The following is a 21166-nucleotide window of genomic DNA, read 5'->3' as shown; positions in this document are numbered from 1 at the left end:
GTGGTGGGCCTGGGGCCGGGCTCCTTCACGGGGCTGCGCATCGGCCTGGCGACGGCGAAGTCGCTGGCCTACGCGACGAAGCTGAAGGTGGCCGGGGCCTCGTCGCTGGCGGCGGTGGCGCTGGAGGGCCCCGAGAACGTGCCGCTGTACTGCCTGGCCGTGGCGCGCAAGAGCGACCTGTACCTGGGGGCCTACGTGCGCCGGGGAGGCGCCGTGGAGTCGCTGGAGCCGGAGACGGCCATGTCACCCGAGGAGGTGGCCGCGCGCATGGCGGCGGAGCCCCGGGCCGTGGCGCTGGGGCCCGCGCTGGTGGACTACCGCGCCGCCCTGGAGTCGCACGGGGTGGCGCCGCACCGGCTGCTGGCGGCGCCGACCTTCCCGTCGGCGGTGGCGCTGGCGCACCTGGCGCGCTTCCCGGAGGCGCAGACGCTGGAGGCGCTCTTCGCCATGGAGCCGCACTACGTGCGGGCTTCGGAGCCGGAGCGCAACCCGAAGTTCCCGCCGCTGCCCGGGCCGGCGCCCACCGCGCGGTTGAAGGAAGACTGAGCCGCCTCGTGGTGCTCGCGCTCCCGGCCCCCGGTGGCGTAAAGGACGCGCCATGAGAGACGACTTGACGATTGGCGTGGTGGGCGCGACGGGCGTGGTGGGCCGCGAGGTGCTCGCCGCGCTGTACGCGCAGGACGTGCCCGCCGAACAGGTGCGCGCCTTCGGCTCCGAGCGCTCCAAGGGCCTGGAGGTGGAGTACGGCGAGGACTCGCTCGAGGTGGAGCAGGCGACGCCGGACGCCTTCCGGGGCGTGAAGCTGGTGCTGCTGGCCACGCCGGCCGAGGCCTCTCGCAAGCTGGCTTTGGCCGCGCAGGCGGCGGGCGCGTGGGTGGTGGACGCCAGCAATGCCTTCCGGGGCGACGGCAACGTCCCCCTGGTGCTGCCGGGCTTCAACACGGACGTGCTGGGCGCGGGCTTCACCTTCAAGGGCCGCATCGTGTGTCTGCCGGGGGCCGTGACGACCGCCGCGGTGCACGTGGTGGAGCCACTGCGGAAGGCCTTCGGCGTGGCGCGCGCGCAGGTGACGGCGCTGATGGCGGCGTCAAGCGCGGGCGTGCGCGGGGTGGCGGAGCTGGAGAAGCAGACGGCGGACCTGCTGTCGGGCCGCGAGCCGGAGCCGCACGCCTTCCCCCACCGCGTGGGCTTCAACCTGGTGCCCCAGGTGGGCGGCTTCATGGTGAACTCTCCCTGGACGGAGGAGGAGGGCGGCTGGACGCTGGAGGCGGCCCGGCTGTTCTCGTCCAGGGGGGACGTGCCCGTCATCGCCGGGACGGCGGTGCAGGTGCCGACGTTCTACGGCCACGGCCTCACCCTCAACGTGCAGCTCAAGAAGCCGGGCCCGGTGGAGCAGGTGCGCGCGGCCCTCAAGACGTCCGGCGTCCTGAAGGTGCTGGATGTGCCCGGCGAGCGCGTGTACCCCATGCCCATGCTCGTCACGTCCGACCCGGCGGTCCATGTGGGCCGGGTGCGCGCATTCCCCCAGGCCCCGGAGTGGGTGACGCTGTTCGCCTCCGTGGACAACGCCAGCCGGGGCGCCGCCCTCAACCTGGTGGAGGCCGGGCTCCGCCTGGCCGAGCGCCCCGCCTGACAAATTGGCAAAGCCTCCGGAGCCGTCCTGCCTGTTTGGCGCGGCGGGGCGGCCGTCCCGGAGTGATGCCCAGCGGACGAGAATGCGTTTCATGTGGCCTCTCGCTTGCTAGCCTGGGCGTACCCATGCGCCTCATTCTCGTTGGCCTCTTGCTCTTCGCGTCGACTGCCCTGGGGCAGCAGACCGTGACGTTCACGGCCTCGCCAAACATCCTCCAGAACAATCGCATCGTCGTCTCCCAGGCGGACTGCACGGCGGAACGCACCGTGACCTGGAGCCGGACGGGTCTGCTTTGCGAGACGCTGTACTTCTGGCTCTCCAGTGACGGCGCCTGTACGCGCGCTCCCGCGGGGGCGGACCTGTCGCTCCAGCAGGTTGCCGTTGGCGATACAGCCACCACCACGGGAACGCTGACCCTGCGCGCGAGCGCGGCGCTGGAGGCGGGGGGGGATACCTGTGAGTCGCAGACCGCGACCACGACCTTTCGGCTCTGCGCCTCCACCCCGCGTGTGACGGTTGACGGTATCGGCAACCAGACGTGCGCGGACACGTTCAGCTCGGTGGGCACGCCAACCATCGACCTCGTGTATGACCCGGAGCCCCCCGCCGCGCCCTCCGCTCCCGGGGTGACGGGCCTGGACGGCGCGCTCAGCGCCACCGTGACGGTTCCCAGCGACTCAACGACGATGGTGGTGGAGGTGCTTTCGCTCGTTGGCGGTGAGGACGGTGGGGTAGGGACGGGTGAAGTGGTGAACTCGAAGGAGCAGGCCGTGTCGAACACGGTCTTCCGCCTGGATGGGCTCGAGAACGGTGTGGAGTACGCCGTGCGGGCGATTGCCATTGATGCGGCGGGCAACCGGAGCGAGCCTTCCGCCGTGACGTTGGGGACGCCCATCGCGAGCGAAGGTTTCTACGGCGGATACCTCGGTGCTGGCGGTGCCGAGACGGGTGGTTGCGCCGCGGCGGGCGGAGGCATCACGGGATGCGCGGTGCTGGCGTCCCTGGGAATCTGGTTGTCGTCGAGGAGGAAGCGGTCATGAGTCGGGCATCGGCCTTGGGGGTCGTGGCGTTGCTCGCCGCGCTGCCCGCTTGGGGGCAGGACACGGTAGTGGTGGAGGAGGAAGTCTCGCTGCGCTCGCCACGTACGGGCGGCATTCAATTTCGCATGGGCGGCTACAAGCCCCTCATCGATGAAGAGCCCGGCCTCAATGGCACGCCGTACGAGGACTACTTCGGCGGCGAGTCGCTGCTGACGTTCGAGGTGGAGCTCCAGCGGTACTTCTACCAAGGCGTGGGCACGGCGGGCGTGGGCTTCTCCGCTGGCTACGGCGAGAAGTACGGCACGGCGCGGCTTGCCACGGGCGCGCTCGCGGCGGAGCGCACGGCGCTGCGCCTGGTGCCCCTGGCCTTCAACGTCTTCTACAAGTTCGACTACGCCGCCTTCGAGTGGGGCATCCCGCTGGTGCCCTACGGCAAGCTGGGGCTTATCTACACGCCGTGGTGGATTACCAAGGGCGCCGGCACCGAGGTGGTGGATGGGAACCGGGGCTCGGGTGGCCGCTGGGGCTGGGGCGCGACGGGTGGCATCGCCTTCATGCTGGACGTGCTGGAGCCGCGCTTCGCGCGCGACTTCGACTCCGACCTGGGCGTCAACCACAGCTACCTCTTCGCTGAGTACACCTATGCGGATGTGGACAACTTCGGCGGGCCAGGGCTGAACCTGTCGAACCGGCGCTGGATGTTCGGACTGGCGCTGGATTACTAAGCGGCTCATGCCGCTCATTCCGCGCCGCCCTGGGTCTCTTGTCGCGCTCCTCCTGATGACGGTCGCCGTGGGCCCCTGGGCCTCCGGCTGCCGCCGCGTGGTGCGGCCGGACCTGGGGCAGGACCGGACGGTGGAAGCGGGCGTGCCGGTCGACCTCGGCTCGCAGCGCGAGGACGCCACCGCCGTCACCTGGGACTTCGGTGACGGCAGCGACGCCCAGACGGCGCCGTGGGTGTCCCACGCCTTCCCCCGGGCAGGCGCCTATACCGTGCGCGCCCTGCACGAGGGAGAAGAGGTCGGCCGCGTCGAGTTGACGGTGGTGCCTCGGCCGGTGCTGCGCGCGGTGCCCTCCAGCGCGCGCACCGTCATGTGGCTGCCCGAGCTGCGCGGCCATGTGGACCTGTTGATGGACTTCTACACGCGCCTCGTGGGGCCGGAGAACGCGCGGCGGGCCGTGGAGTCCTCTCCGCTGCTGCCCCTGCTCTTCACGGACCTGGAGGACGGCACCGGGACGGTGGTGGACCCCGACGAGGGCTTCGGCTTCTTCCTGCTCCCGGAGTTCGACGGCGTCGTGACGCTGCTGGGCATCACGGAGCCGGAGGCGGCCCTGAAGGCCGTCGCCAACGAGCTGGAGCGGGCGGGGCACGGCCCGATGCCGCAGCCGGACGGCTCCGTCACCGTGGAGCCCGCGTCCGGTGGCCCCCCGATGTTGCTCTTCGAGGACCGGGGCTACCTCTATCTCGCCGTGCCGGAGGGGCTGGAGGAGCCCGACGAAGGCGCGCCTCAGCAGGCGCAGGTGCTGGCCATTCCCGACGCGGAGGTGGCACGCCAGGCGGTGCGAAGCCTCGCGGGGCCGGGCATCTCCGAGGACGCGCTGCTGACCGAGCTGCGAGGGAAGGTGGCGAACGGCAGCGTGTATCTCTTCTCCGGGCAGCAGCCCGGTGTGACGCCTGATGAAGACGGCGCCCACCCGATTCGGGGCTTCGCCGCGTCGCTGGCGGTGAAGCCGGAGCGGTTGGACCTGGATGGGTTCCTGTCCTCGTCGACGCCGCTGTTCCAGGGCGCCCGCGCGCCCGCGTCGGCGTTGCTGAAGGACGCGGAGCTGGGGCCCATCGCCGCGGCGCAGCTCTCCGTGCCGCCCGAGGAGCTGGCTCGGCTGGCGTTCGGCGCGCCGGGCTCCGAGCGTCGTGAGCGCATGGTGGCGTCCTGGCGTCGTGAGGGACTGGACGTGGAGGCGTTGCTCGAGGCGCTGCGCGGCGACGTGGTGCTGCGCGCGTACTTCGACATCCCGGCCTTCTTCCGCAACTTCATCCGGAACAAGCGCCCCGACCTCAAGGGCTCCATCGTGGTCGAAGCGGGGCTGACGGCGTCGGAGCCCGTGCGGGCGCTCGTGCAGCAGCAGTTGGAGGACTCCGTGCTGCGCTACACGACGCAGCAGGAGGCGAATGGCACGCTCTTCCGGACGCGGCTTCGGGAGCAGCCGGTGGAGCTGCGAATCATGCCCGAGCGTGCCAGCCTGCTGGCGGGGGAGCTGCTGCAGGGGCGTCCTCGCGGAGACGTGGGCGCCGAGCTGCGGGAGCGCTTCGGCGGCGAGGCCTTCAGCTCGGGCCATGTGTCGGTGATGGTGGACCTGGGCCGGCTGCGCGCGGACCTGCGCGCGGCGGAGAAGGTGCCCGGCGTGCCGGGGCCGTTGCTCGGGGCGACGAAGGCGCTCTCGGGGGCGCTGCTGGACCGGATTACGCCGCTGGACTCGGGCTTCCTCGACTTCAGCCCGGTGGAGGGCGGTGGCCGGCTCAAGGGGCGCCTGTCCCTGCGCGCGGCGCAGGAGGCCTCGCGTTGAGCGGCATCACCGTCCTCTACTTCGCCGCGGCTCGCGAGCGCACCGGGCAGAGGCGTGAGGCCCTGGACGTGCCCGAGGGCGCCCAGGTGCGGGACGTGTTGCGGCTGTTGACCGCCCGGTACGCGGCGCTGGCGCCACTCCTGCCGCACCTTCGCGTGGCCGTGGACCAGGAGTTCGTCGGGCCGGACGCCCCGGTTCGCGATGGGGCGGAGGTGGCGCTGATTCCTCCCGTGGCGGGAGGCGCACCTGGGAAGTTCCAGGTGGTGGACCGGCCCCTGCGGCTGGAAGAGGTGGTGGAGGCCGTCAGCGGAGAGGCGTACGGCGGGCTGGTGACGTTCAGCGGCTCCGTGCGCGACCAGACGAAGGGCCGGCGCGTGTTGCGCTTGGAGTACGAGGCCTACGCGCCCATGGCGGAGAAGAAGCTGGCGGAGATTGGCGCGGAGGCCGCGGAGCGGTTTCCCGGCGTGCGCCTGTCCATCCTCCACCGCGTGGGGACGCTGGTGCCCGGCGAGCTGGCCGTCGTCATCGCCGCGGCGTCGCCGCACCGGAAGGAGGCGTTCGGTGGCTGCGAGTACGCCATCGAGCGGCTCAAGCAGGACGTCCCCATCTGGAAGAAGGAGTTCTTCGAGGATGGGGAGGTCTGGGTCGGCCTGGGGCCCTGAAGCGCCGGCTCAGCGGACGCGCAGGAAGGCGGGGACCGTGACGTCGTCACCGCCGTCGGGCTGCGTGCCGAGCTCTTCCTCCGTGAGCGGACGCAGGGGCGTGTCCAGGCCCATGGCCTTGCGGCGCGCGGCTTCCTTGTCGGCGGCCATCTTCATGGCGCGGACCTTGGACTCCTCCATGCGCTGGGGCGTGGGGCCCGCGATGAGGAAGCCCACCGGGAGGCTGAGGAAGAGCATGCTCACGATGATGAGCCAGCCGAAGTCCTTCCACTGGAGCCGGTTGACCTGCTCCTTCACGACGGAGCCCTGGATGCGCAGCGAGAGCTGGCCTTCCGAGAGGCGGAGCGTCATGCCCTCCGCGAGCTCCACCGTGGTGCGCCCGTCCTGCTGGCGCAGGTCCGTCTGCGGCACGGCGGCGAAGGCGTCGCCTTGGATGGCGCGCTCGGCCCGGGCAGCGGGCGGCAGGTGGATGCGCCAGCCCTGCGCGGTGCGCTCGGCGAGCAGGAACGGCTCTTCGGGCAGGGTGAAGCCGTAGAGCGGCAGGGGGGCCGTCTCGTCCGGGCCGGCGTGGACGTTCGAATGCTCCGGCCCGTAGCTCCACGCCTCGGACAGATTGTCGCCCCAGTACAGCTCACAGAAGATTCCACCGCCTGCCTTGGTGTTCATCGCGGGGGGAAGCATAGGGCCTTGCATGGCTCGCGGCTCCTTCATCGACCAGGAGACGTCTTCCGAAAGACGGCCGACGCCCGGTGGGTCCCTGGACAGCCGGGCGGCGGGCTGGGTTCCATCCCAGGCGGGAAAGACGGAAACCCCCGCCGCGCCGCGGGAGCAGGGCCCCGCGGCGCGGTTTGGGGACGCTTGCTAGGTGTCGCCGGGGCTTTCCGCCAGCGTGGGTTCCGTCAGGACGCTGTGACGGCTCCGGAGGCGCTGAAGCGCCGTCAACGTCACCCCTGCCATCAGGGACGCGTATCCCACCAGTGGCCACGCCGTGTCGCCGTCCAGCAGGACGATCATCAGCGTGCCGAGGACGCCGACGATGAGGCTCTGGATGCAGAAGTAGAGCGCGACCGCCGTTCCCGCCACATCACCAAAGGCCTGGAGCGCGCCATTGGCGGTGACGGACACGGAGAACACGATGCCCGCCGAGATGAGCCACATCGGCGCGACGAACGTCCAGAATGACGGTGTCGCCAGGAGCTGTCCGGCCGCCAGGAGCCCCGCGCCGAGCAGCAACAGTCCCATGCCTCGCGTGAGGCTTCCCGCCAGTCCCCAGCTCGCCACGAAGCGCTTCGCGAAGCGGGTCGTCAGAATCATCGCGAGCGCGGCGGTGGCGAAGGCCAGACTGAACCCGAGCTCGGAGAAGCCGGCCTGACCGATGAGCACCCGGGGCGCGGTGGAGAAGAACACGAAGAAGGCGCCCATGGCCGCGCTGAAGCCCAGGGTGTACGTCCAGAACGTGGCGCTGCGCAGGATGTGCCGGAGCGCGGGCCGCGGCTGGGGGCCCTGGGCCGGGCGCGACTCATGCCACCGCGGCAGGGCTTGCAGCAGCGCCGCCGTCGCCAGGATGCCGAGCGTGATGAAGATGGCTCGCCATCCCAAGTGCTGCATGAGCAGCGCCCCCGCGATGGGGCCGAGCGCGGGGACGAAGGCCAGCATGGCGCTGAACAGGCTGTAGAGGGTCGCGCTCTCGGGGCGCTCCGCATAGACATCGCGGACCGTCGCGAACGTGGCGACGAGGGCCGCGGAGGCCCCCACGGCTTGGAGGAGCCGGAGGCCGACGAACAGCGTGGCCTCCGAGGTCCCCGCGAGCAGGAAGGATGCGGCCGCGAACAGGAGGGCGCCTGTCAGCAGCACGGGGCGCCGGCCGATGCGGTCGGAGACCGGGCCGAACACCATCTGCCCGAGCCCGAGCACCGCCAGGTACAGGCTCAAGGTGAGCTGGACGATGGCGGGGGAGGTGTTGAGGATTCCGGGCATCGCCGGAACGACAGGCAGGTAGATGTCCATGGCCAGTGAGGCCAGGAGGTCGAACGGCGCCATCAGCAACAGCGCTGCTGGCACGGAGTGGTTCCACGACGGGGATTCGAAGTCAGGCACGATTGCATCCGCACAAATGAGGAACATCTGGCGGCGCTCTGCCTCTCCACGGATACGGGGATGCGCTGGAGCAGAGGGCCGCGGCAACGGTTGACGTGTCGCCGCGGCTCACTCATCTGCGAATTCGGTGCTTCCCATCTCGCTGGCTCCCATGCGGCGCGTCCGCGCTCGAAGGTCGGGGCTGGGTGTCGCAATCACGACGGGACTGGAAACGCGTCCGCCGTGACCGGACGGGACGTCGACGTCGAGATTTCCTGACAGCAGGTGCCGCGCCCGGTGCGTGGGTTCCCGGGTGTTGTCTATGTCCCCGCGTCGACTGTCCCGGTAGCGCCGGCGTCAGGGGGCGCCTTCGTGCCCGTGCCCGCATCCTGCGCCGGCGATTCTTCCAGGCCGAGCCGCGCCGGCAACGCGCGCCGAATCTCCGCGGTCGCCATCAACACCACGGCCACGGCGATTCCCAGGAACCCCACCGTCTGCGCCACCGTCTCCACGCGCGGAGGAATCCGCCGGCCGCTCGCCGCCTCGACCAGGAGCAGCACCACGCGGCCACCATCCAGCCCGGGCACGGGCAGCAACGTCAACAGCGCCAGCACCACCGACGCGGCCACCAGGGTCCGCAGCAGGGCATCCGTCCCGGACGCCATCGCATCCGCGGACTCCTGCCGCACCAGCGCTCCGGGGCTCGCCGCGTCCGCGCTCTCCAGGCCGTGCTGCATCATCCGGTTCAGCAGCGCCACGCCTTCCGCGGCGACCTTGCCGGTGTGCGTGAACGAATGGCTCAGCGCCTCGCCCGCGCTGTGCGCCTTGTAGACGTACTGCTGGCTCACCCCGATGCGGCCCGTGCCGCGCTCATCCCGCCGGGGCCGCACCACCACCGAGCGCGCATCACCGCCGCGCTCCACGTCCAGCTCCAGCGGGACGCCCGGCGCCGCGCCCACCTTCTCCACGAACTCCGACCAGCTCCGCAGCGGCTGCCCCGCGACCTTGACGATGCGGTCCCCCGGCAACAGCTGCGCCCGCGCCGCCTCCGAGCCCGGCTGTACCGTCCCCACCGTCAGCGGCACCACCACGTGCGTGCCCGACGTGTACAGCGCGAACAGGACGCCCAGCGCGAGCGCATAGTTGGCCAGCGGCCCCGCCAGGATGATGAGGATGCGCAGCAGCGGCCCGCGCGCGGCGAAGCCCGCTGCCTCGTCCGCGTCCGCGCGGTGCGGGTTCATCCCCTGCAGGTGCGCCGTGGCGCCCAGGGGCACCGCCGCCACCACGTACTGCGTCCCCCACAGCCGGAAGGACACCAGCGGGGGGCCAAAACCGAACACGAAGCGGGGCACCCGCACACCGAGCAACCGCGCGGCGACGAGGTGTCCCAATTCGTGGAGGGTCAGCAGGCCTCCCAGGGCGAGCAGGACGAGCGCGTAGTGCATCCTCCCGCGCCGCCCCTAGAGCTTCCGCCGCTGACCGGTCCGCTTGTACGTCACGTAGTCGGACAGGATGGTGTCGTGGTCGAAGCACAGGTCCTTCGGCAGGTCATCCACGCGGAAGGCGCGGGCCTCGGCCGCGTCGTCGGCGCCCTTCGGTTCACCCTCGGCCGAGCCGATGTAGACGGTGGAGATGTTGTGCTGCCGCGGATCCCTCCGGGGGTCCGAGTACGTGAAGAACTGCTCCGACAGCTTCACGTGAAGGCCCGTCTCTTCCAGGACCTCGCGCACGGCGGCGGCGTCGAGCGGCTCGCCCTCATCCACGAAGCCGCCCGGCAGCGCCCAGCCGACAGGCGGATTCGCGCGCCGGATGAGGACGAGGCGTTCACCGGGCAGCTCGATGATGCAGTCCACGGTGGGCTTGGGGTTGCGGTATTCGGGCATGACCCCCAGTCTACCCGCTGCCGTCACGCTCGCACTTCCTAGATGCGGGCCGTGGGGTATGGTGCGCGCCGTGTCGACTCCGAGACGCCATCGCCTTGTCCTCTCCGGTCTGCTCCTGGCATGCCTGGCGGGCTGCCTGCCCCGCGTCCAGGAGCCGGGTGATTACGTCTTCGAGCCCGTCGAGGTGCTCCGCGACGACTGCGGGCTGCTGGAGACCAACCGCGGCCAGCTCTACGGCACCCTGCAAATCAGCGGGCGCGTCGTCCGCCTGGACTTCGGTTTCCTGGACAGCCACCTCGTGGGCTATTTCCTGGAGGACGGTGACCACTTCTCCATCGACGGGAGCGTGGTCAAGGCCGCCGCCGAGGTGAACGGCCAGGAGTGCCTGTTGGACCAGATCAACATCCACATCGACGGCACGACGCAGTGCGAAACGCAGTTCAACGGCGTGCTGCGGGTCCGCTACGACACGCGCCGCCCCGACGAATGCGTCTGCGAGATGTGGCTGCGCTACGAGGCCGTCAAGGAATCGAAGCGCTGTGACACGGAGGGTTGAGACGCGCACCCTGGGTTCCTAGAACAGGGTGGCATTGTCCACGCTGGAGGAGCGCATGGCGGATTCGAAGCATGAGATTCACTCGGTCCTGACGGAAGCACGCGTCTTTCCGCCGCCAGAGGCGTTCGCCCGGCGCGCGCACATCCGGAGCATGGCGCAGTACCAGCAGCTCTGGGACGAAGCCGCCAAGGACCCGGACAGGTACTGGGGCGACCGCGCCCGCGAGGAGCTGTACTGGAAGGAGCCCTTCCAGACGGTGCTCGACTGGAAGCCGCCGCACGCGCGGTGGTTCGTCGAGGGCAAGACGAACCTGGCCTACAACTGCCTGGACCGGCACCTGGCCACCCGCAAGGACAAGCCCGCCATCCTCTTCGAGGGCGAGCCCGGCGACCGCCGCGCCCTCACGTACGGCGAGCTGTCCACCGAGGTGAACAAGCTTTCCAACGCGCTCAAGTCGCTGGGCGTCCGGAAGGGTGACCGGGTGGGCATCTACCTGCCCATGGTGCCCGAGGCCGCGGTGGCCATGCTGGCGTGCGCTCGCATCGGCGCGGTGCACTCGGTGGTGTTCGGAGGCTTCTCCGCGGAGGCGCTCCAGGAGCGCATGAACGACGCGGGCGCGAAGGTGCTGCTCACCGCGGACGGCGGCTGGCGCAAGGGCGCGGTGGTGCCGCTCCTGACGAACGTGGAGGCCGCGCTGCCGAACATGCCCACCATGGAGAAGGTGGTGGTGCTCCGCCGCACGGGCAGCACGCTGGCGCTGTCCGGGCCCAAGCTGGTGGCGTGGGACACGCTGGTCAGCGGGCAGTCCGCGGAATGTGAGCCGGAGTGGGTGGAGAGCGAGCACCCGCTGTTCATCCTCTATACGTCGGGCTCCACCGGAAAGCCCAAGGGCGTGCTGCACACCACGGGCGGCTACGCGGTGAACACGTCGCTCACCATGCGCTGGGTGTTCGACCTGCGCGAAGACGACGTCTACTGGTGCACCGCCGACGTGGGCTGGGTGACGGGCCACTCCTACGTCGTCTACGGGCCGCTGATGAACGGCGTCACCACCGTCCTCTACGAGGGCGCGCCCACCCAGCCGGGGCCGGACCGCTTCTGGGACATCATCGCGCGGTACAAGGCCACCATCCTCTACACCGCGCCCACCGCCATCCGCGCCTTCATGCGCCTGGGCGAGGAGCCGGTGCGCAAGCATGACTTGTCCTCGCTGCGGCTGCTGGGCAGCGTGGGCGAGCCCATCAACCCCGAGGCGTGGATGTGGTACCGCGACGTCATCGGCGGGGGCCGCTGCCCCGTGGTGGACACGTGGTGGCAGACGGAGACGGGCGGCATCATGGTGTCGCCGCTCCCGGGCGCCACGCCGACGAAGCCCGGCTCGGCCACGCTGCCGCTGCCCGGCATCCACGCGGAGATTCTGGACCGCGAGGGCAACAAGGTGCCGCGAGGGCAGGGCGGGCTGCTCTTCATCACGCGCCCCTGGCCCTCCATGCTCCGCACCGTGTACGGCGACCCGGACCGCTACGTGCGCACGTACTTCAACGAGCTGCCCGGCATGTACTTCACCGGTGACGGCGCCCGCACGGACGCGGACGGCTACCTCTGGTTGATGGGCCGCGTGGATGACGTGGTCAACGTCGCCGGCCACCGCCTGGGCACCGCCGAGGTGGAGAGCGCGCTGGTGGCGCATGCCACCGTCGCCGAGGCCGCCGTGGTGGGCCGTCCGGATGACTTGAAGGGCACCGCGCTGGTGGCCTTCGTCACCCTGAAGCAGGGCAACACGCCGTCCGACGCGCTGAAGAAGACGCTGGCCGCCCACGTCGGCCGCGAGATTGGCGCCATCGCCCGGCCGGATGAAATCCGCTTCGCGGAGGCGCTGCCGAAGACGCGCTCGGGGAAGATCATGCGCCGGCTGCTGCGTGACGTGGCCGCGGGCAAGCAGGCCTCCGGGGACACCACCACCCTGGAAGACCTCAACGTCCTGGCTGCGCTGCGGCAGAACGACGACTGACGGACACTCGCTCGCACTTCAGGGCAGGGGGCGTCAGATGCACCCTCTGCCCTGGGGTGAAAAAGCAGGATTCGTCGTTTATCCGCCTGGAAAAGCGTGACTGTCTGGGCGCCGTGCGCCTGTTTCAGCCTACGCAGCACATCCGGTTGAATCGGAACAAACGAATACAGCGGAGCCGTCAAGGTAGGCCGGTTGACACTGGAAAGATGCAGAGGCATTAAATGCGCAGCTCGCCCCCCTCCCCGAGCGCCGCGCCTCTCGTTGACAGCGCGACCTTCCCCCCTGGACGTGCTTCATGGATTTCCGAGCTCAACTCGACTCGCCGCTCTTCACCCACTTCATCTCTCATTACTCGCAGCCGACGGGACCTGACCTGCTGGGTCGGACGGAGCCCTTCTTCGAGTGGCAGGAGTCGCGGCGGCAGGCGGGGCTGTGGCCGTTCTCGCGGAGCCTGGAGGCGGCGCCGAAGGCGGAGTGTGGTGTCCGCAGCGAGACGGGGGCGGCGCGCCAGGGGCTGAACTTCGGTTCGCAGGACTACCTGTCGCTGTCCACGCACCCGGCGGTGGTGGAGGCCGCTCAGCGGGCCATCCAGGACTACGGATTGCACAGCGGGGGCTCGGCGATGTTGGGGGGCAACACGACGCCGTCGCTGATGCTGGAGAAGGCGCTCGCGGAGCACCTGCAGACGCCGCACGTCGCGCTGTTCTCCACCGGCTGGGGCGCGGGCTTCGGCGTCATCGCCGGGCTGGTGCGTCCGGATGACCACGTGGTGCTCGACGCGCTGTCGCACGCGTGCCTCCAACAGGGCGCCGCCGCCGCGACGACGAACGTGAGCCGCGTGCCGCACCTCAACAACCGCGCCATGCGGCGCAAGCTCCAGGAGATTCGCGCCCGCGACACGCAGAACGCGGTGCTCGTCGTCACCGAGGGCCTGTTCTCCATGGACTCGGACGTGCCGCGGCTGGAGGAGCTCCAGTCCATCTGCCGTGAGTACGGCGCGGCGCTGCTGGTGGACGTGGCGCATGACCTGGGCGCGATGGGCCCCCGGGGCACGGGCAGCCTGGGCGTGCAGGGCCTGCTGGGGAAGGTGGACCTGGTGGTGGGCGCCTTCTCCAAGACGCTCGCGAGCAACGGCGGCTTCGTGGCCACGCGCTCGCCGGCGGTGCGCCAGTTCATCCGCATCATGGGCGGGCCCCACATCTTCTCCAACGCGCTGCTGCCCATGCAGGCGGCGGTGGTGCTGGAGTCGCTGCGCATCGTCCGCTCGGAAGAGGGTGACGCGCTGCGCGCGAAGGCGCGGGAGAACATCCTGGCGCTGCGCGGGGCCTTCCAGGCGCGGGGCATGACGTGCCTGGGCGAGCCCTCCAACGTCGTCCCCGTGCAGGTGGGCGACGCGAAGGTGGCGCGGCTGGCCGCGAAGAAGGTGTTCGACCGCGACATCTTCGCCAACCTGGTGGAGTACCCGGCCGTTCGCGTGCGCGAGACGCGCTTCCGCATGCAGGTGATGGCGTCCCACACGCTGGAGCAGGTCCAGCGGGCCGCCGACGGGGTGTGCGACGCCATTGACGAGGCCCGCGCCGAGCTGGAGGTCCGTCCGGCCGCGACGCGCGCGTCCCGCCGCGACGAGCGCCCGCAGGTGGAGCTGTAGCCACCGCGAGCGCCCGCGGGGCGTGGGCGCTCAGGTGTCGTCGAGGCTGGTGGCGCGCAGGTGGGTGACGTCGCCCCACGTCACCAGCCGCCACGCGCCTTCGTGATAGTCGAACTGATTCCACCCGGCGTTGAGCACGGAGAAGGTGCGCGGCGCCGCGTGCGGAATCCCCAGGCTGTGGCGGAACAGGAGGCTGAGCACGCCTCCGTGCGTCACCACGACCAGCCGCTCACCCCGGTGGCGCGCGCCCAGCTCCTCCAGGCACTCCACCGCGTGGCGCAGCCGCTGGGACGTGCTCTCCCCGCCGGGGACGACGTAGTCCGGCGCGCCTCCGGCGTACGCGGCGAAGACGTCCGGGTGCCGCTGGCGTGCCTCGTCCCGGGTGAGGCCTTCCAGGATGCCCAGGCCTCGCTCGCGCAGGCGCGCGTCGGCCTGCACGGTGTGGCCCGTGCGCGTGGCGATGCGCCGCGCCGTCTCCTGGGCCCGTCCCAGGTCGCTGCAATAGAGCGCGGAGAAGCGGACGGGGGCCAGGCGCGCGGCCAGGGCGTCCGCCTGACGCAGGCCCACCTGGCTCAGGGTGCTGTCCTGATGTCCCTGGAGGCGCCCCAGGGAGTTCCACTCCGTCTCTCCATGGCGGAGCAGGATGAACTCGGTCGTCATGGACTCAGCGCGTCCGCTCCAGGTGGGTGATGCCTTCTTCCAACAGCGCGGCGACGCCCCGCCTCACCACGTGCACCACCTTGTGGCTGTAGGCCGGCCCACCGTGCGTGTAGTGGCCGCTGACCTTGTGGTGCAGCTCCGTGGCGCCCCACACCAGCACCAGGTCCGCCCAGTCCAGGTCGCTGCGGGCGCGGTCCGCCGTGCGGCGCTCCGTGCCGTCCACCATCCGCAAGTCAATCAGGTGGCCCAGCTTCTCCTCCAGCTCCTCGCGCACGGCCGGCGAGCCGCCCACCACCACCACGCGGCGCACGCCGTAGCGCTGGCAGGTCTCCACGAAGGCCACCTCCGCGCGGCGGTTGGCCGAGCCGCCGCAGCGCTCACAGTGCAGCCGCGGCTCGACGCGAATCGGCTCGCGCCCGCTGGCCTGCGCCACCTTGAGGCACGCGCCCTCCGCGCACACCGGGAAGAAGCGCCCCGTCAGCAGCTCCGCCGCCTTGAGCAGCTTGGGCTCGCTCATGCGCTGGCGGCCGGGGCGGGTGAGGCCCACTTCCTCCAGCACCGCGCGGGTGCGGGCGCGGGCCTCGGGCAGGGTGAGGCCTCGCGTGGCCATCCACTCGTCGATGTCCCGGTCGGCGCTCATGACTTCACCACCGTTGGGGAGGGCGCCACGGGGAACAGCTCCGCTTGGAGGGCGGAAGGTGGCGAGCCGGTCGGCAGGCCCAGGGCCTCACGCACCGGCGCGAAGCTGCGCCGGTGGATGGGCAGCACGCCCTTCTCACGCAGCACCTGCAGGTGCTGCGGTGTGGGGTAGCCCTTGTGCGCGGCGAGCCCGTAGCCCGGGTACTGGGCATCCAGCTCCGCCATCCAGCGGTCGCGCGTCGTCTTCGCCAGGATGGAGGCCGCGGCGATGCTCAGCGACAGGGCGTCCCCCTTGATGATGCCCCGCTGCGGCACCGAGCACTCCGGCACCGTGCGCGCATCCACCAGCAGGTGGTCCGGCTTCACCGCCAGCCCCTCCACCGCGCGGCGCATGGCCAGCAGGCCCGCGTGGTAGATGTTGATGCGGTCGATCTCCTCCACCTCCGCGCGGCCCACGGCCCACGCCACCGCGTCGCGCTTGATGGCCTCGGCCAGTGACTCGCGCTTCTCCGCGTCGAGAATCTTCTTCGAGTCATCCAGCCCCTTGAGCCGGAAGCCCTTGGGCAGCACCGCCGCGGCGGCGACCACGGGCCCCGCGAGCGGTGCCATGCCCGCCTCGTCCACGCCGGCGATGTGCGTGTGGCCCTGCTCCCACAGCTCCGTCTCGAAGCGGAGCAGCTTGCGCAGGCGCTGGCCCTCCGCGCGGTTCTTCTCCTGGCGCGAACGGATGCGCCGGGCGAGCGCCTGCGCTCCCGCGCGCGGGTCCGCGTCCAACGCCTCCAGCAAGCCGGCGGGGACGGGGTTGGCCTGGGTGACGAAGCGCGTGGTCAGCTCGGACAGCGCGCACTGAAGCAACTGTTCCACGGTGTCTGCGGACATGATGAGCGCCCGGACCTACCTGGAACGTGTGCTGACAGGACCCCATGCGCAGGGAACGCGCTCATGGCGGCAACACAGCCCCGCGGCCCCGTGCACGGAGGAAGCCGACTGGAGGGCCCCCCTGGAAGCAGGGTGGGCCAGACGCGGGGAAGGCTGACGGGCGTCACGCATGTCACCAGCCGTACTCCATGGGGTGGGTGGAGCACAACCACCCTCGCGTTCATTCAGATGAAACCGTGAAGCCGAGGTTGTTTCAGCGTCGCGCGGGGCGGGTCCTACGGATTGAGCTGGAGTTGGAGGGTGGCCGGCTCTGGCTGGCAGTTGCAGGCGTCACACACCCACTCCACCTGCTGGGCCCCGGACACCTTGGCGCCCGCGGTGGCCACCACGCGCACCGCGCTGGGCGCGAGCGATTCGTTGATGGCGGTGCTGACGCCCTGGTCGTCCGTCACGCCGGTGATGCTCACGTTGGAGCTCACATTGGTGCCGGTGACTGTCGCCCCGCGCACGCGCGCGCCCTCCGCGGACAGCACCTCCACCTTGAGCGACACCAGCTCCGCCTGGCAGTCGTCCACCGCGCGCTCCATGCGAGGCGCCTGGTCACATGCCGTGAGGAGACCGAACCCAATGAGCCATGAAAACGAGCGTGCGCGAACCATGCCGTGAAGGGTGATGCTGGCGTGCGGGCGCGGCAACGTCTGTATCAGTCGGAAGTCGGAGCCACGCGTTCACTCGCGAAGCGTGCCGCTGCCGTGTCTGGGTAACGGTGGAGCACGTAGCGGTAGACTTCTTCCGCGCGTGGCGCGTCGTGCATCCGTTCGCCCAACACACGCGCCAGAAGTACCAACGCACGGGGCGCGGTGGGCGCATCGGGCGCCGTGTCCGCCGCGGATTCCAACGCCGCTACCGCCAGTGGGAAATTTCCTTCCACGGCCGCGGCCTGTCCGACGAACAGGTGGTGCTCTGGGGACACACGCAGCCGCGGTTGCTGCCGCACGGTGGCGTACAGCGACATCACGCGTGGAACATCGCGGGCGTTCACCGCCGCCGCCAGGGCCTCCAGGGTGTCGTCGCTGGAGGTTCCCGTCGCGGGGGCGGTGGCCGCCGCTCCGGAGAAGGGGAGGGGCCCGGCTTCCCGCAGGGGCGGCGCCATGCGGCTCGGTTGCGCGTCGCCCAGCACGGGGCCCAGGTAGTCTTGCTCCAGGCCATACCCCAGCGCATCGCCCCGCGTGTACAGCAGCAGCCCCACCACGTGCGCGGCGGTGAAGGGGATGACCAGCGTGACGGCTTCGGCCAGCACGCGTGAGATGATGAAGAGGTCCAGCACGCGCAGCAGCAGCGCCACCCCGTGCGTCATGAGGTGGAGGACGCCCAGGCCCATCAGCGTTCCCGCGACCAGCGTGTAGTCCCGTCCCAGGCGGCGGACGATGCGAAGGGTTCCGGGCACGTCGAACAGGGTCAGCAGTGGCTGGCGCGCGGCGGTGATGAGGAGCGCCGCGGGCAGCCAGAGGACGCCGAGCAGCAGCAGGCCCACCAGCACCGGATCCACCGTCAGCAGTCCGGGGGTGTCCAGGCTCCGAATCCACGCGCCGAGCGCCGAGCGCCCCTCTTGGAGGAGCGGGCGCAGCACCGTGACGTAGAGGAACGCGGGCATCCAGACGACGGCGAAGGTCACCACGCCGCGGAGGCCGGGGAGGACCGCGTCATGGAAGTAGTCGCGGTAGTCGGGCGAGCGCAGCGCCGTCTCGCCGCGGGCCGAGTCCCGCGCCAGCGTGAAGAAGGTGCCCCAGAAGACGCCTCCGTAGAGCGTCAGCGGGATGATGGCCGAGAAGGAGATGGCCAGCTCCACCAGCCACCGGAGCGTCGCCAGGAAGACGCTGACCGCCACCAGGACCTGCACGCCGGACGGGGTGAAGACGTAGCGCCACGCGCCCTTGAGCCGCTGCGCCACGGACACCCGGCTGCGGGAGGTGAGCAGGGTCTGCGCCACGTCGCCGCAGCGCTCGCATGCCACCAGCTCCACCGTCTGTGCCCGCCGGCCCACCACGCAGTCGGGGCAGAGCGCTTCGTCGCACCGCTCGCAGCGCCATCCGGCCACGGCGGTCCGATGCCGCTGGCAGCGGGGCAGGGGCGCATCCGGTGGAATGATGTTGGGCGATGAGGGGCTCATGGCCCCCAAGCCTACGACTGCCCCGGGGACTCTTCCCAGGGGACTCCGAGCCACGCCTGATAGGCGGCCTTCTGGGCGTCGGTGGGGCGCTCCACGCGGGACAGCCACGCCGCCTCCGCGGGCTTCGTTCCCAGCACCACCGGGATTTCCACCAGCCGGTCGCGGCGGAACACCGTGAGCCGCACCGTCTCGCCGGGCCGCCGCTCCTCGCAGCGCGGCAGCAGGCTGGCGCCGTCCACCTTCCAGCCATCCAGCGCGACCAGGTCGTCCTCCACGTAGAGCCCCGCGTCCTGTGCGGGCGAGCCATCCATCACCACGGCGATGGTGCCACTGCCCCGCGTGGTGACGCCCAGCCAGCCCCTGGGCTTGCCTTCCCCCGTCCGGCCTCGCGGCGGAGGCGTGCCGCCCTTGTCGCTGGCGGCCTCGCGCGGACGGAAGTTCAGCGCCAGGCCCACGTGGGAGAAGACGGAGTAGTCCAGCGGCTGCGTGGTGCGCAGGGCCCGGTCGAAGAAAGGCTTCAGGTCCACGCCGGCCACCTCACTGGCCGCGGCCTCGACGCCGTCCTCGGGGACGCCGGAGCCGTCGCCGTGGCGCTGCCACAAGAGGCGCGCGACGTCATCCAGGCTCCGGGCGTCATGCGTGGCGCGGCGGAGCTCCAGGTCGAGCAGCGCGGAGACGACCTCGCCCTTGAGGTAATAGGAGATGGCGCTGTTGGGCGAGTTCTCGTCCGGGCGGTAGTGCTTCACCCAGCTCACCAGCGACGCCTCCGTCAGCGTCTGCACGCGGCGCCCCGGCGTGGCATGCAGCGCGGTGAGTGTCTCACCCAGGCGCGTGAGGTAGCGCTGCGCGGACATCAGCCCGGCGCGCCGCACGAAGAGGTTGTCGTAGTACGCCGTGGCGCCCTCGAAGGCCCACAGCAGGGACGTGTAGTTCTCCTTCGCGTAGTCGAAGGGCACCAGCGCGCGCGGCTTCACCCGCTTGATGAACCACAGGTGGAAGTACTCGTGCGCCACCAGGGTGAGCAGGTCCTCCCAGCCGCGATGGGTGGAGAGGCCGACGCGAGGAAACAGCAGCGCGGTGCTGGCCTTGTGCTCCAGGCCGCCTCGGCCCCGGTCCGTCAGGTACAGCAGGATGAGGTAGCGCGGCATGGGCAGGCCGCCGAACATGCGGGCCTGGTGCTCGCAGATGCGCTTCAGGTCCGCGCACAGCCGCTCCGGGTCCTGCACCGTGTCGCCCCACACTACGACTTCGTGTGGCACGCCCTCCACGCTGAAGGTGAGCGGCGTGTGGGGACCGACCTCGAAGGGGCTGTCCACCAGCTCGTCGTAGTCCTGGGCGACGAAGGTGTTGGCGCGCTGGCCCAGCGCGCAGAAGGTCCGCCAGCCCGCGGGCGCGTCCACCGTGACGTGGTGCTCCAACCCGCGCGTGGCCTCCGTGTAGAGGAACGTGGCGGCGCCGTTGAAGTAGGCGTGCGAGCCGTCCAGGTGGTTGGTGCGCACCGTCAGCTCGTTGGCGTAGAGGCGGTAGCGCAGCGTGACGGCCACGCCCTTCGCCTCCACCCGCCAGGTGCGTTTGTCCGCGCGCCGCACCGGCAGGAGCGTGCCGTCCGGCGCATGGGCCGTCACGTCCTGCACCTGCCGCGCGAACTCCCGCACCATGTAGCTGCCGGGCGTCCACACCGGCAGCACGGCGTCCAGCTCGCTGGCGCCTCCTGGGAAGGAGGCCTCCACCTCCAGCAGGTGCGTGTGCGGCCGGGGCATGGAGACGCGGTAGCGGACGGCAGGGTGCATGAGCAGGGTCTCTCTCCCCCGGCCGCAGGTTACTTCGCGCGGACGAGGACGGCGCCGAAGAATCCGTCAGTCCCGTGGGTGTGGGGCGCCAGCCGGAGGAAGGGGCCGGGGCCGACCTTCTCGGCCAGCTCCGCGCCCAGCAGCTCCCCTACCGGCTTCACCGTGAAATCCGGGTGCTTGGCGAGGAAGTCCTCCACCACGTCCTCGTTCTCCTCCCGCAGCACGCTGCACGTGCCGTAGATGAGCCGGCCGCCGGGCTTCACCAGGGTGGCGAAGCGCGCCAGCAGGGCCTTCTGCCGGCCCACGTGCATCTCCAAATCCTCGGGCGTGAGGCGGTAGCGCGCGTCCGGCTTGCGGCGCAAGGTGCCAGTGCCGCTGCACGGCGCGTCCACCAGCACCCGGTCCGCCTTTCCCTTGAGAGGTGCCAGCGCGCCTTCGGCCTCTGGGCCCTCATGGGGGATGAGCTGGGCGCGCACGTTGTGCACCCCCGCGCGGCGCGCGCGCTTCTTCAGGTCCTCCATGCGGCGCTCATCGATGTCCAGCGCGTGCAAGTCACCCCGGTTCTTCATCTGCGCGGCGAGCTGCAGCGTCTTGCCGCCGGCGCCCGCGCACGCATCCACCACGCGCGTGGGCGGCGCGTCCACCAGCATGCCGAGCAGCTGGCTGCCTTCGTCCTGCAGCTCCAGCAGCCCGTCGCGGAAGCTCTCCAGCGAGAAGGCGTTGATGCGCGTCTCCAGCACCAGGCCCATGGGCGACAGCGGCGTGGGCTTGACGTCCACCGTCTCGGCCTTCAGCCGCTGCGCCAGCGCGTCGCGGTCCCCCTTGAGGAGGTTGGCGCGGGCGACCAGCGGAGCGCGCTCGTTCATCGCCTCCGCGGCGCGCGCGGCATCCCGGCCGAACGTCTGGAGGAAGCGCTCGGCGAGGAAGTCCGGCAGCGACGCGGCGATGGGGAAG

At 70.9% G+C, this 21166-nt stretch carries 20 protein-coding genes; 9 read left to right on the top strand and 11 right to left on the bottom strand.

What is annotated here, in order from left to right; translation table 11 throughout:
• From tsaB to moaD, 6 genes are all read left to right on the top strand, one after another.
• Positions 1 to 546, top strand: a 546-nt coding sequence (tsaB, locus tag G4D87_RS12740) for a tRNA (adenosine(37)-N6)-threonylcarbamoyltransferase complex dimerization subunit type 1 TsaB (protein ID WP_240358221.1), incomplete at its 5' end; no start/stop codon positions are given.
• A gap of 52 nt (positions 547 to 598) precedes the next feature.
• Positions 599 to 1633 (top strand): aspartate-semialdehyde dehydrogenase, encoded by a 1035-nt coding sequence (locus G4D87_RS12735; RefSeq protein ID WP_163782317.1) that lies wholly within the window; start codon positions 599 to 601, stop codon positions 1631 to 1633.
• Positions 1634 to 1758: 125 nt separating this feature from the next.
• Positions 1759 to 2673, top strand: a complete 915-nt coding sequence (locus G4D87_RS12730; protein WP_240358220.1) for an MXAN_2561 family MXYO-CTERM-anchored protein — start codon at positions 1759 to 1761, stop codon at positions 2671 to 2673.
• Positions 2670 to 3398, top strand: coding sequence for an MXAN_2562 family outer membrane beta-barrel protein (locus G4D87_RS12725; RefSeq protein ID WP_163782313.1), 729 nt, complete (start codon positions 2670 to 2672; stop codon positions 3396 to 3398). The genes G4D87_RS12730 and G4D87_RS12725 overlap by 4 nt, the downstream gene beginning before the upstream one ends.
• A 7-nt stretch (positions 3399 to 3405) precedes the next feature.
• On the top strand, positions 3406 to 5238 hold the full coding sequence (locus G4D87_RS12720) for a PKD domain-containing protein (RefSeq protein ID WP_163782311.1): 1833 nt from the start codon (positions 3406 to 3408) through the stop codon (positions 5236 to 5238).
• Positions 5235 to 5900: a molybdopterin converting factor subunit 1 gene (moaD, locus tag G4D87_RS39990; RefSeq protein WP_163782309.1), complete on the top strand. Its 666-nt coding sequence runs from the start codon at positions 5235 to 5237 to the stop codon at positions 5898 to 5900. The genes G4D87_RS12720 and moaD overlap by 4 nt, the downstream gene beginning before the upstream one ends.
• Positions 5901 to 5909: 9 nt before the next feature.
• Here moaD and G4D87_RS12710 read toward each other — a convergent pair whose 3' ends face one another.
• From G4D87_RS12710 to G4D87_RS12695, 4 genes are all read right to left on the bottom strand, one after another.
• Entirely contained in the window at positions 5910 to 6566 is a 657-nt protein-coding gene (locus G4D87_RS12710; RefSeq protein ID WP_240358219.1) for a hypothetical protein, read from the bottom strand.
• Between the two features lie 195 nt (positions 6567 to 6761).
• Positions 6762 to 7997 (bottom strand): CmlA/FloR family chloramphenicol efflux MFS transporter, encoded by a 1236-nt coding sequence (gene cml / locus G4D87_RS12705; protein WP_205507562.1) that lies wholly within the window; start codon positions 7995 to 7997, stop codon positions 6762 to 6764.
• 299 nt (positions 7998 to 8296) lie between these two features.
• Positions 8297 to 9421 (bottom strand): M50 family metallopeptidase, encoded by a 1125-nt coding sequence (locus tag G4D87_RS12700; protein WP_240358218.1) that lies wholly within the window; start codon positions 9419 to 9421, stop codon positions 8297 to 8299.
• A 15-nt stretch (positions 9422 to 9436) separates the two neighbouring features.
• The gene (locus tag G4D87_RS12695; RefSeq protein WP_163782305.1) at positions 9437 to 9859 is read right to left on the bottom strand and encodes an NUDIX domain-containing protein; all 423 of its coding nucleotides are present in this window, start codon (positions 9857 to 9859) and stop codon (positions 9437 to 9439) included.
• A gap of 61 nt (positions 9860 to 9920) precedes the next feature.
• On the opposite strand from G4D87_RS12695, the gene G4D87_RS12690 reads away from it, so the two are divergent.
• From G4D87_RS12690 to G4D87_RS12680, 3 genes are all read left to right on the top strand, one after another.
• Positions 9921 to 10415 (top strand): hypothetical protein, encoded by a 495-nt coding sequence (locus G4D87_RS12690; RefSeq protein ID WP_163782321.1) that lies wholly within the window; start codon positions 9921 to 9923, stop codon positions 10413 to 10415.
• 55 nt (positions 10416 to 10470) lie between these two features.
• Positions 10471 to 12426 carry an acetate--CoA ligase gene (gene acs / locus G4D87_RS12685; protein ID WP_205507561.1) on the top strand — a complete coding sequence of 652 codons (1956 nt, stop codon included), beginning with the start codon at positions 10471 to 10473 and terminating at the stop codon, positions 12424 to 12426.
• 295 nt (positions 12427 to 12721) lie between these two features.
• Entirely contained in the window at positions 12722 to 14074 is a 1353-nt protein-coding gene (locus G4D87_RS12680) for an aminotransferase class I/II-fold pyridoxal phosphate-dependent enzyme (protein WP_163782303.1), read from the top strand.
• A 30-nt stretch (positions 14075 to 14104) separates the two neighbouring features.
• Here G4D87_RS12680 and G4D87_RS12675 read toward each other — a convergent pair whose 3' ends face one another.
• From G4D87_RS12675 to G4D87_RS12645, 7 genes are all read right to left on the bottom strand, one after another.
• A complete protein-coding gene (locus G4D87_RS12675; protein WP_163782301.1) occupies positions 14105 to 14734 on the bottom strand; it encodes a histidine phosphatase family protein in 630 nt (209 codons plus the stop codon).
• 4 nt (positions 14735 to 14738) lie between these two features.
• Positions 14739 to 15374, bottom strand: coding sequence for a hypothetical protein (locus G4D87_RS12670; protein WP_163782299.1), 636 nt, complete (start codon positions 15372 to 15374; stop codon positions 14739 to 14741).
• Positions 15371 to 16252: a ribonuclease HII gene (rnhB, locus tag G4D87_RS12665; protein ID WP_163782297.1), complete on the bottom strand. Its 882-nt coding sequence runs from the start codon at positions 16250 to 16252 to the stop codon at positions 15371 to 15373. The genes G4D87_RS12670 and rnhB overlap by 4 nt, the downstream gene beginning before the upstream one ends.
• Positions 16253 to 16527: 275 nt before the next feature.
• Positions 16528 to 16839: a carboxypeptidase regulatory-like domain-containing protein gene (locus G4D87_RS12660; RefSeq protein WP_240358217.1), complete on the bottom strand. Its 312-nt coding sequence runs from the start codon at positions 16837 to 16839 to the stop codon at positions 16528 to 16530.
• Positions 16840 to 16955: 116 nt separating this feature from the next.
• Positions 16956 to 18422 carry a B-box zinc finger protein gene (locus G4D87_RS12655; protein ID WP_163782294.1) on the bottom strand — a complete coding sequence of 489 codons (1467 nt, stop codon included), beginning with the start codon at positions 18420 to 18422 and terminating at the stop codon, positions 16956 to 16958.
• An 11-nt stretch (positions 18423 to 18433) separates the two neighbouring features.
• Positions 18434 to 20212: a M61 family metallopeptidase gene (locus tag G4D87_RS12650; protein WP_163782291.1), complete on the bottom strand. Its 1779-nt coding sequence runs from the start codon at positions 20210 to 20212 to the stop codon at positions 18434 to 18436.
• A gap of 29 nt (positions 20213 to 20241) precedes the next feature.
• Positions 20242 to 21166 (bottom strand): RsmB/NOP family class I SAM-dependent RNA methyltransferase (locus G4D87_RS12645; RefSeq protein ID WP_163782289.1); only part of this gene is annotated, 925 nt, incomplete at its 5' end.

The organism is Myxococcus vastator (assembly GCF_010894475.1).
GTDB lineage: Bacteria > Myxococcota > Myxococcia > Myxococcales > Myxococcaceae > Myxococcus > Myxococcus vastator.
The sequence above is the reverse complement of the archived record's forward strand: the minus strand, read 5'-3'. Positions and strand labels throughout refer to the sequence as shown.

Coding starts and splice junctions, on each gene's coding strand:
- G4D87_RS12680 (WP_163782303.1), top strand. CDS start 12,722: ATGGATTTCCGAGCTCAACTCGACTCGCCGCTCTTCACCCACTTCATC.
- G4D87_RS12660 (WP_240358217.1), bottom strand. CDS start 16,839: ATGGAGCGCGCGGTGGACGACTGCCAGGCGGAGCTGGTGTCGCTCAAG.
- G4D87_RS12710 (WP_240358219.1), bottom strand. CDS start 6,566: ATGAACACCAAGGCAGGCGGTGGAATCTTCTGTGAGCTGTACTGGGGC.
- G4D87_RS12730 (WP_240358220.1), top strand. CDS start 1,759: ATGCGCCTCATTCTCGTTGGCCTCTTGCTCTTCGCGTCGACTGCCCTG.
- G4D87_RS12700 (WP_240358218.1), bottom strand. CDS start 9,421: ATGCACTACGCGCTCGTCCTGCTCGCCCTGGGAGGCCTGCTGACCCTC.
- G4D87_RS12670 (WP_163782299.1), bottom strand. CDS start 15,374: ATGAGCGCCGACCGGGACATCGACGAGTGGATGGCCACGCGAGGCCTC.
- G4D87_RS12650 (WP_163782291.1), bottom strand. CDS start 20,212: ATGCACCCTGCCGTCCGCTACCGCGTCTCCATGCCCCGGCCGCACACG.
- G4D87_RS12655 (WP_163782294.1), bottom strand. CDS start 18,422: ATGAGCCCCTCATCGCCCAACATCATTCCACCGGATGCGCCCCTGCCC.
- G4D87_RS12720 (WP_163782311.1), top strand. CDS start 3,406: ATGCCGCTCATTCCGCGCCGCCCTGGGTCTCTTGTCGCGCTCCTCCTG.
- rnhB (WP_163782297.1), bottom strand. CDS start 16,252: ATGTCCGCAGACACCGTGGAACAGTTGCTTCAGTGCGCGCTGTCCGAG.
- G4D87_RS12675 (WP_163782301.1), bottom strand. CDS start 14,734: ATGACGACCGAGTTCATCCTGCTCCGCCATGGAGAGACGGAGTGGAAC.
- acs (WP_205507561.1), top strand. CDS start 10,471: ATGGCGGATTCGAAGCATGAGATTCACTCGGTCCTGACGGAAGCACGC.
- G4D87_RS12725 (WP_163782313.1), top strand. CDS start 2,670: ATGAGTCGGGCATCGGCCTTGGGGGTCGTGGCGTTGCTCGCCGCGCTG.
- G4D87_RS12695 (WP_163782305.1), bottom strand. CDS start 9,859: ATGCCCGAATACCGCAACCCCAAGCCCACCGTGGACTGCATCATCGAG.
- G4D87_RS12735 (WP_163782317.1), top strand. CDS start 599: ATGAGAGACGACTTGACGATTGGCGTGGTGGGCGCGACGGGCGTGGTG.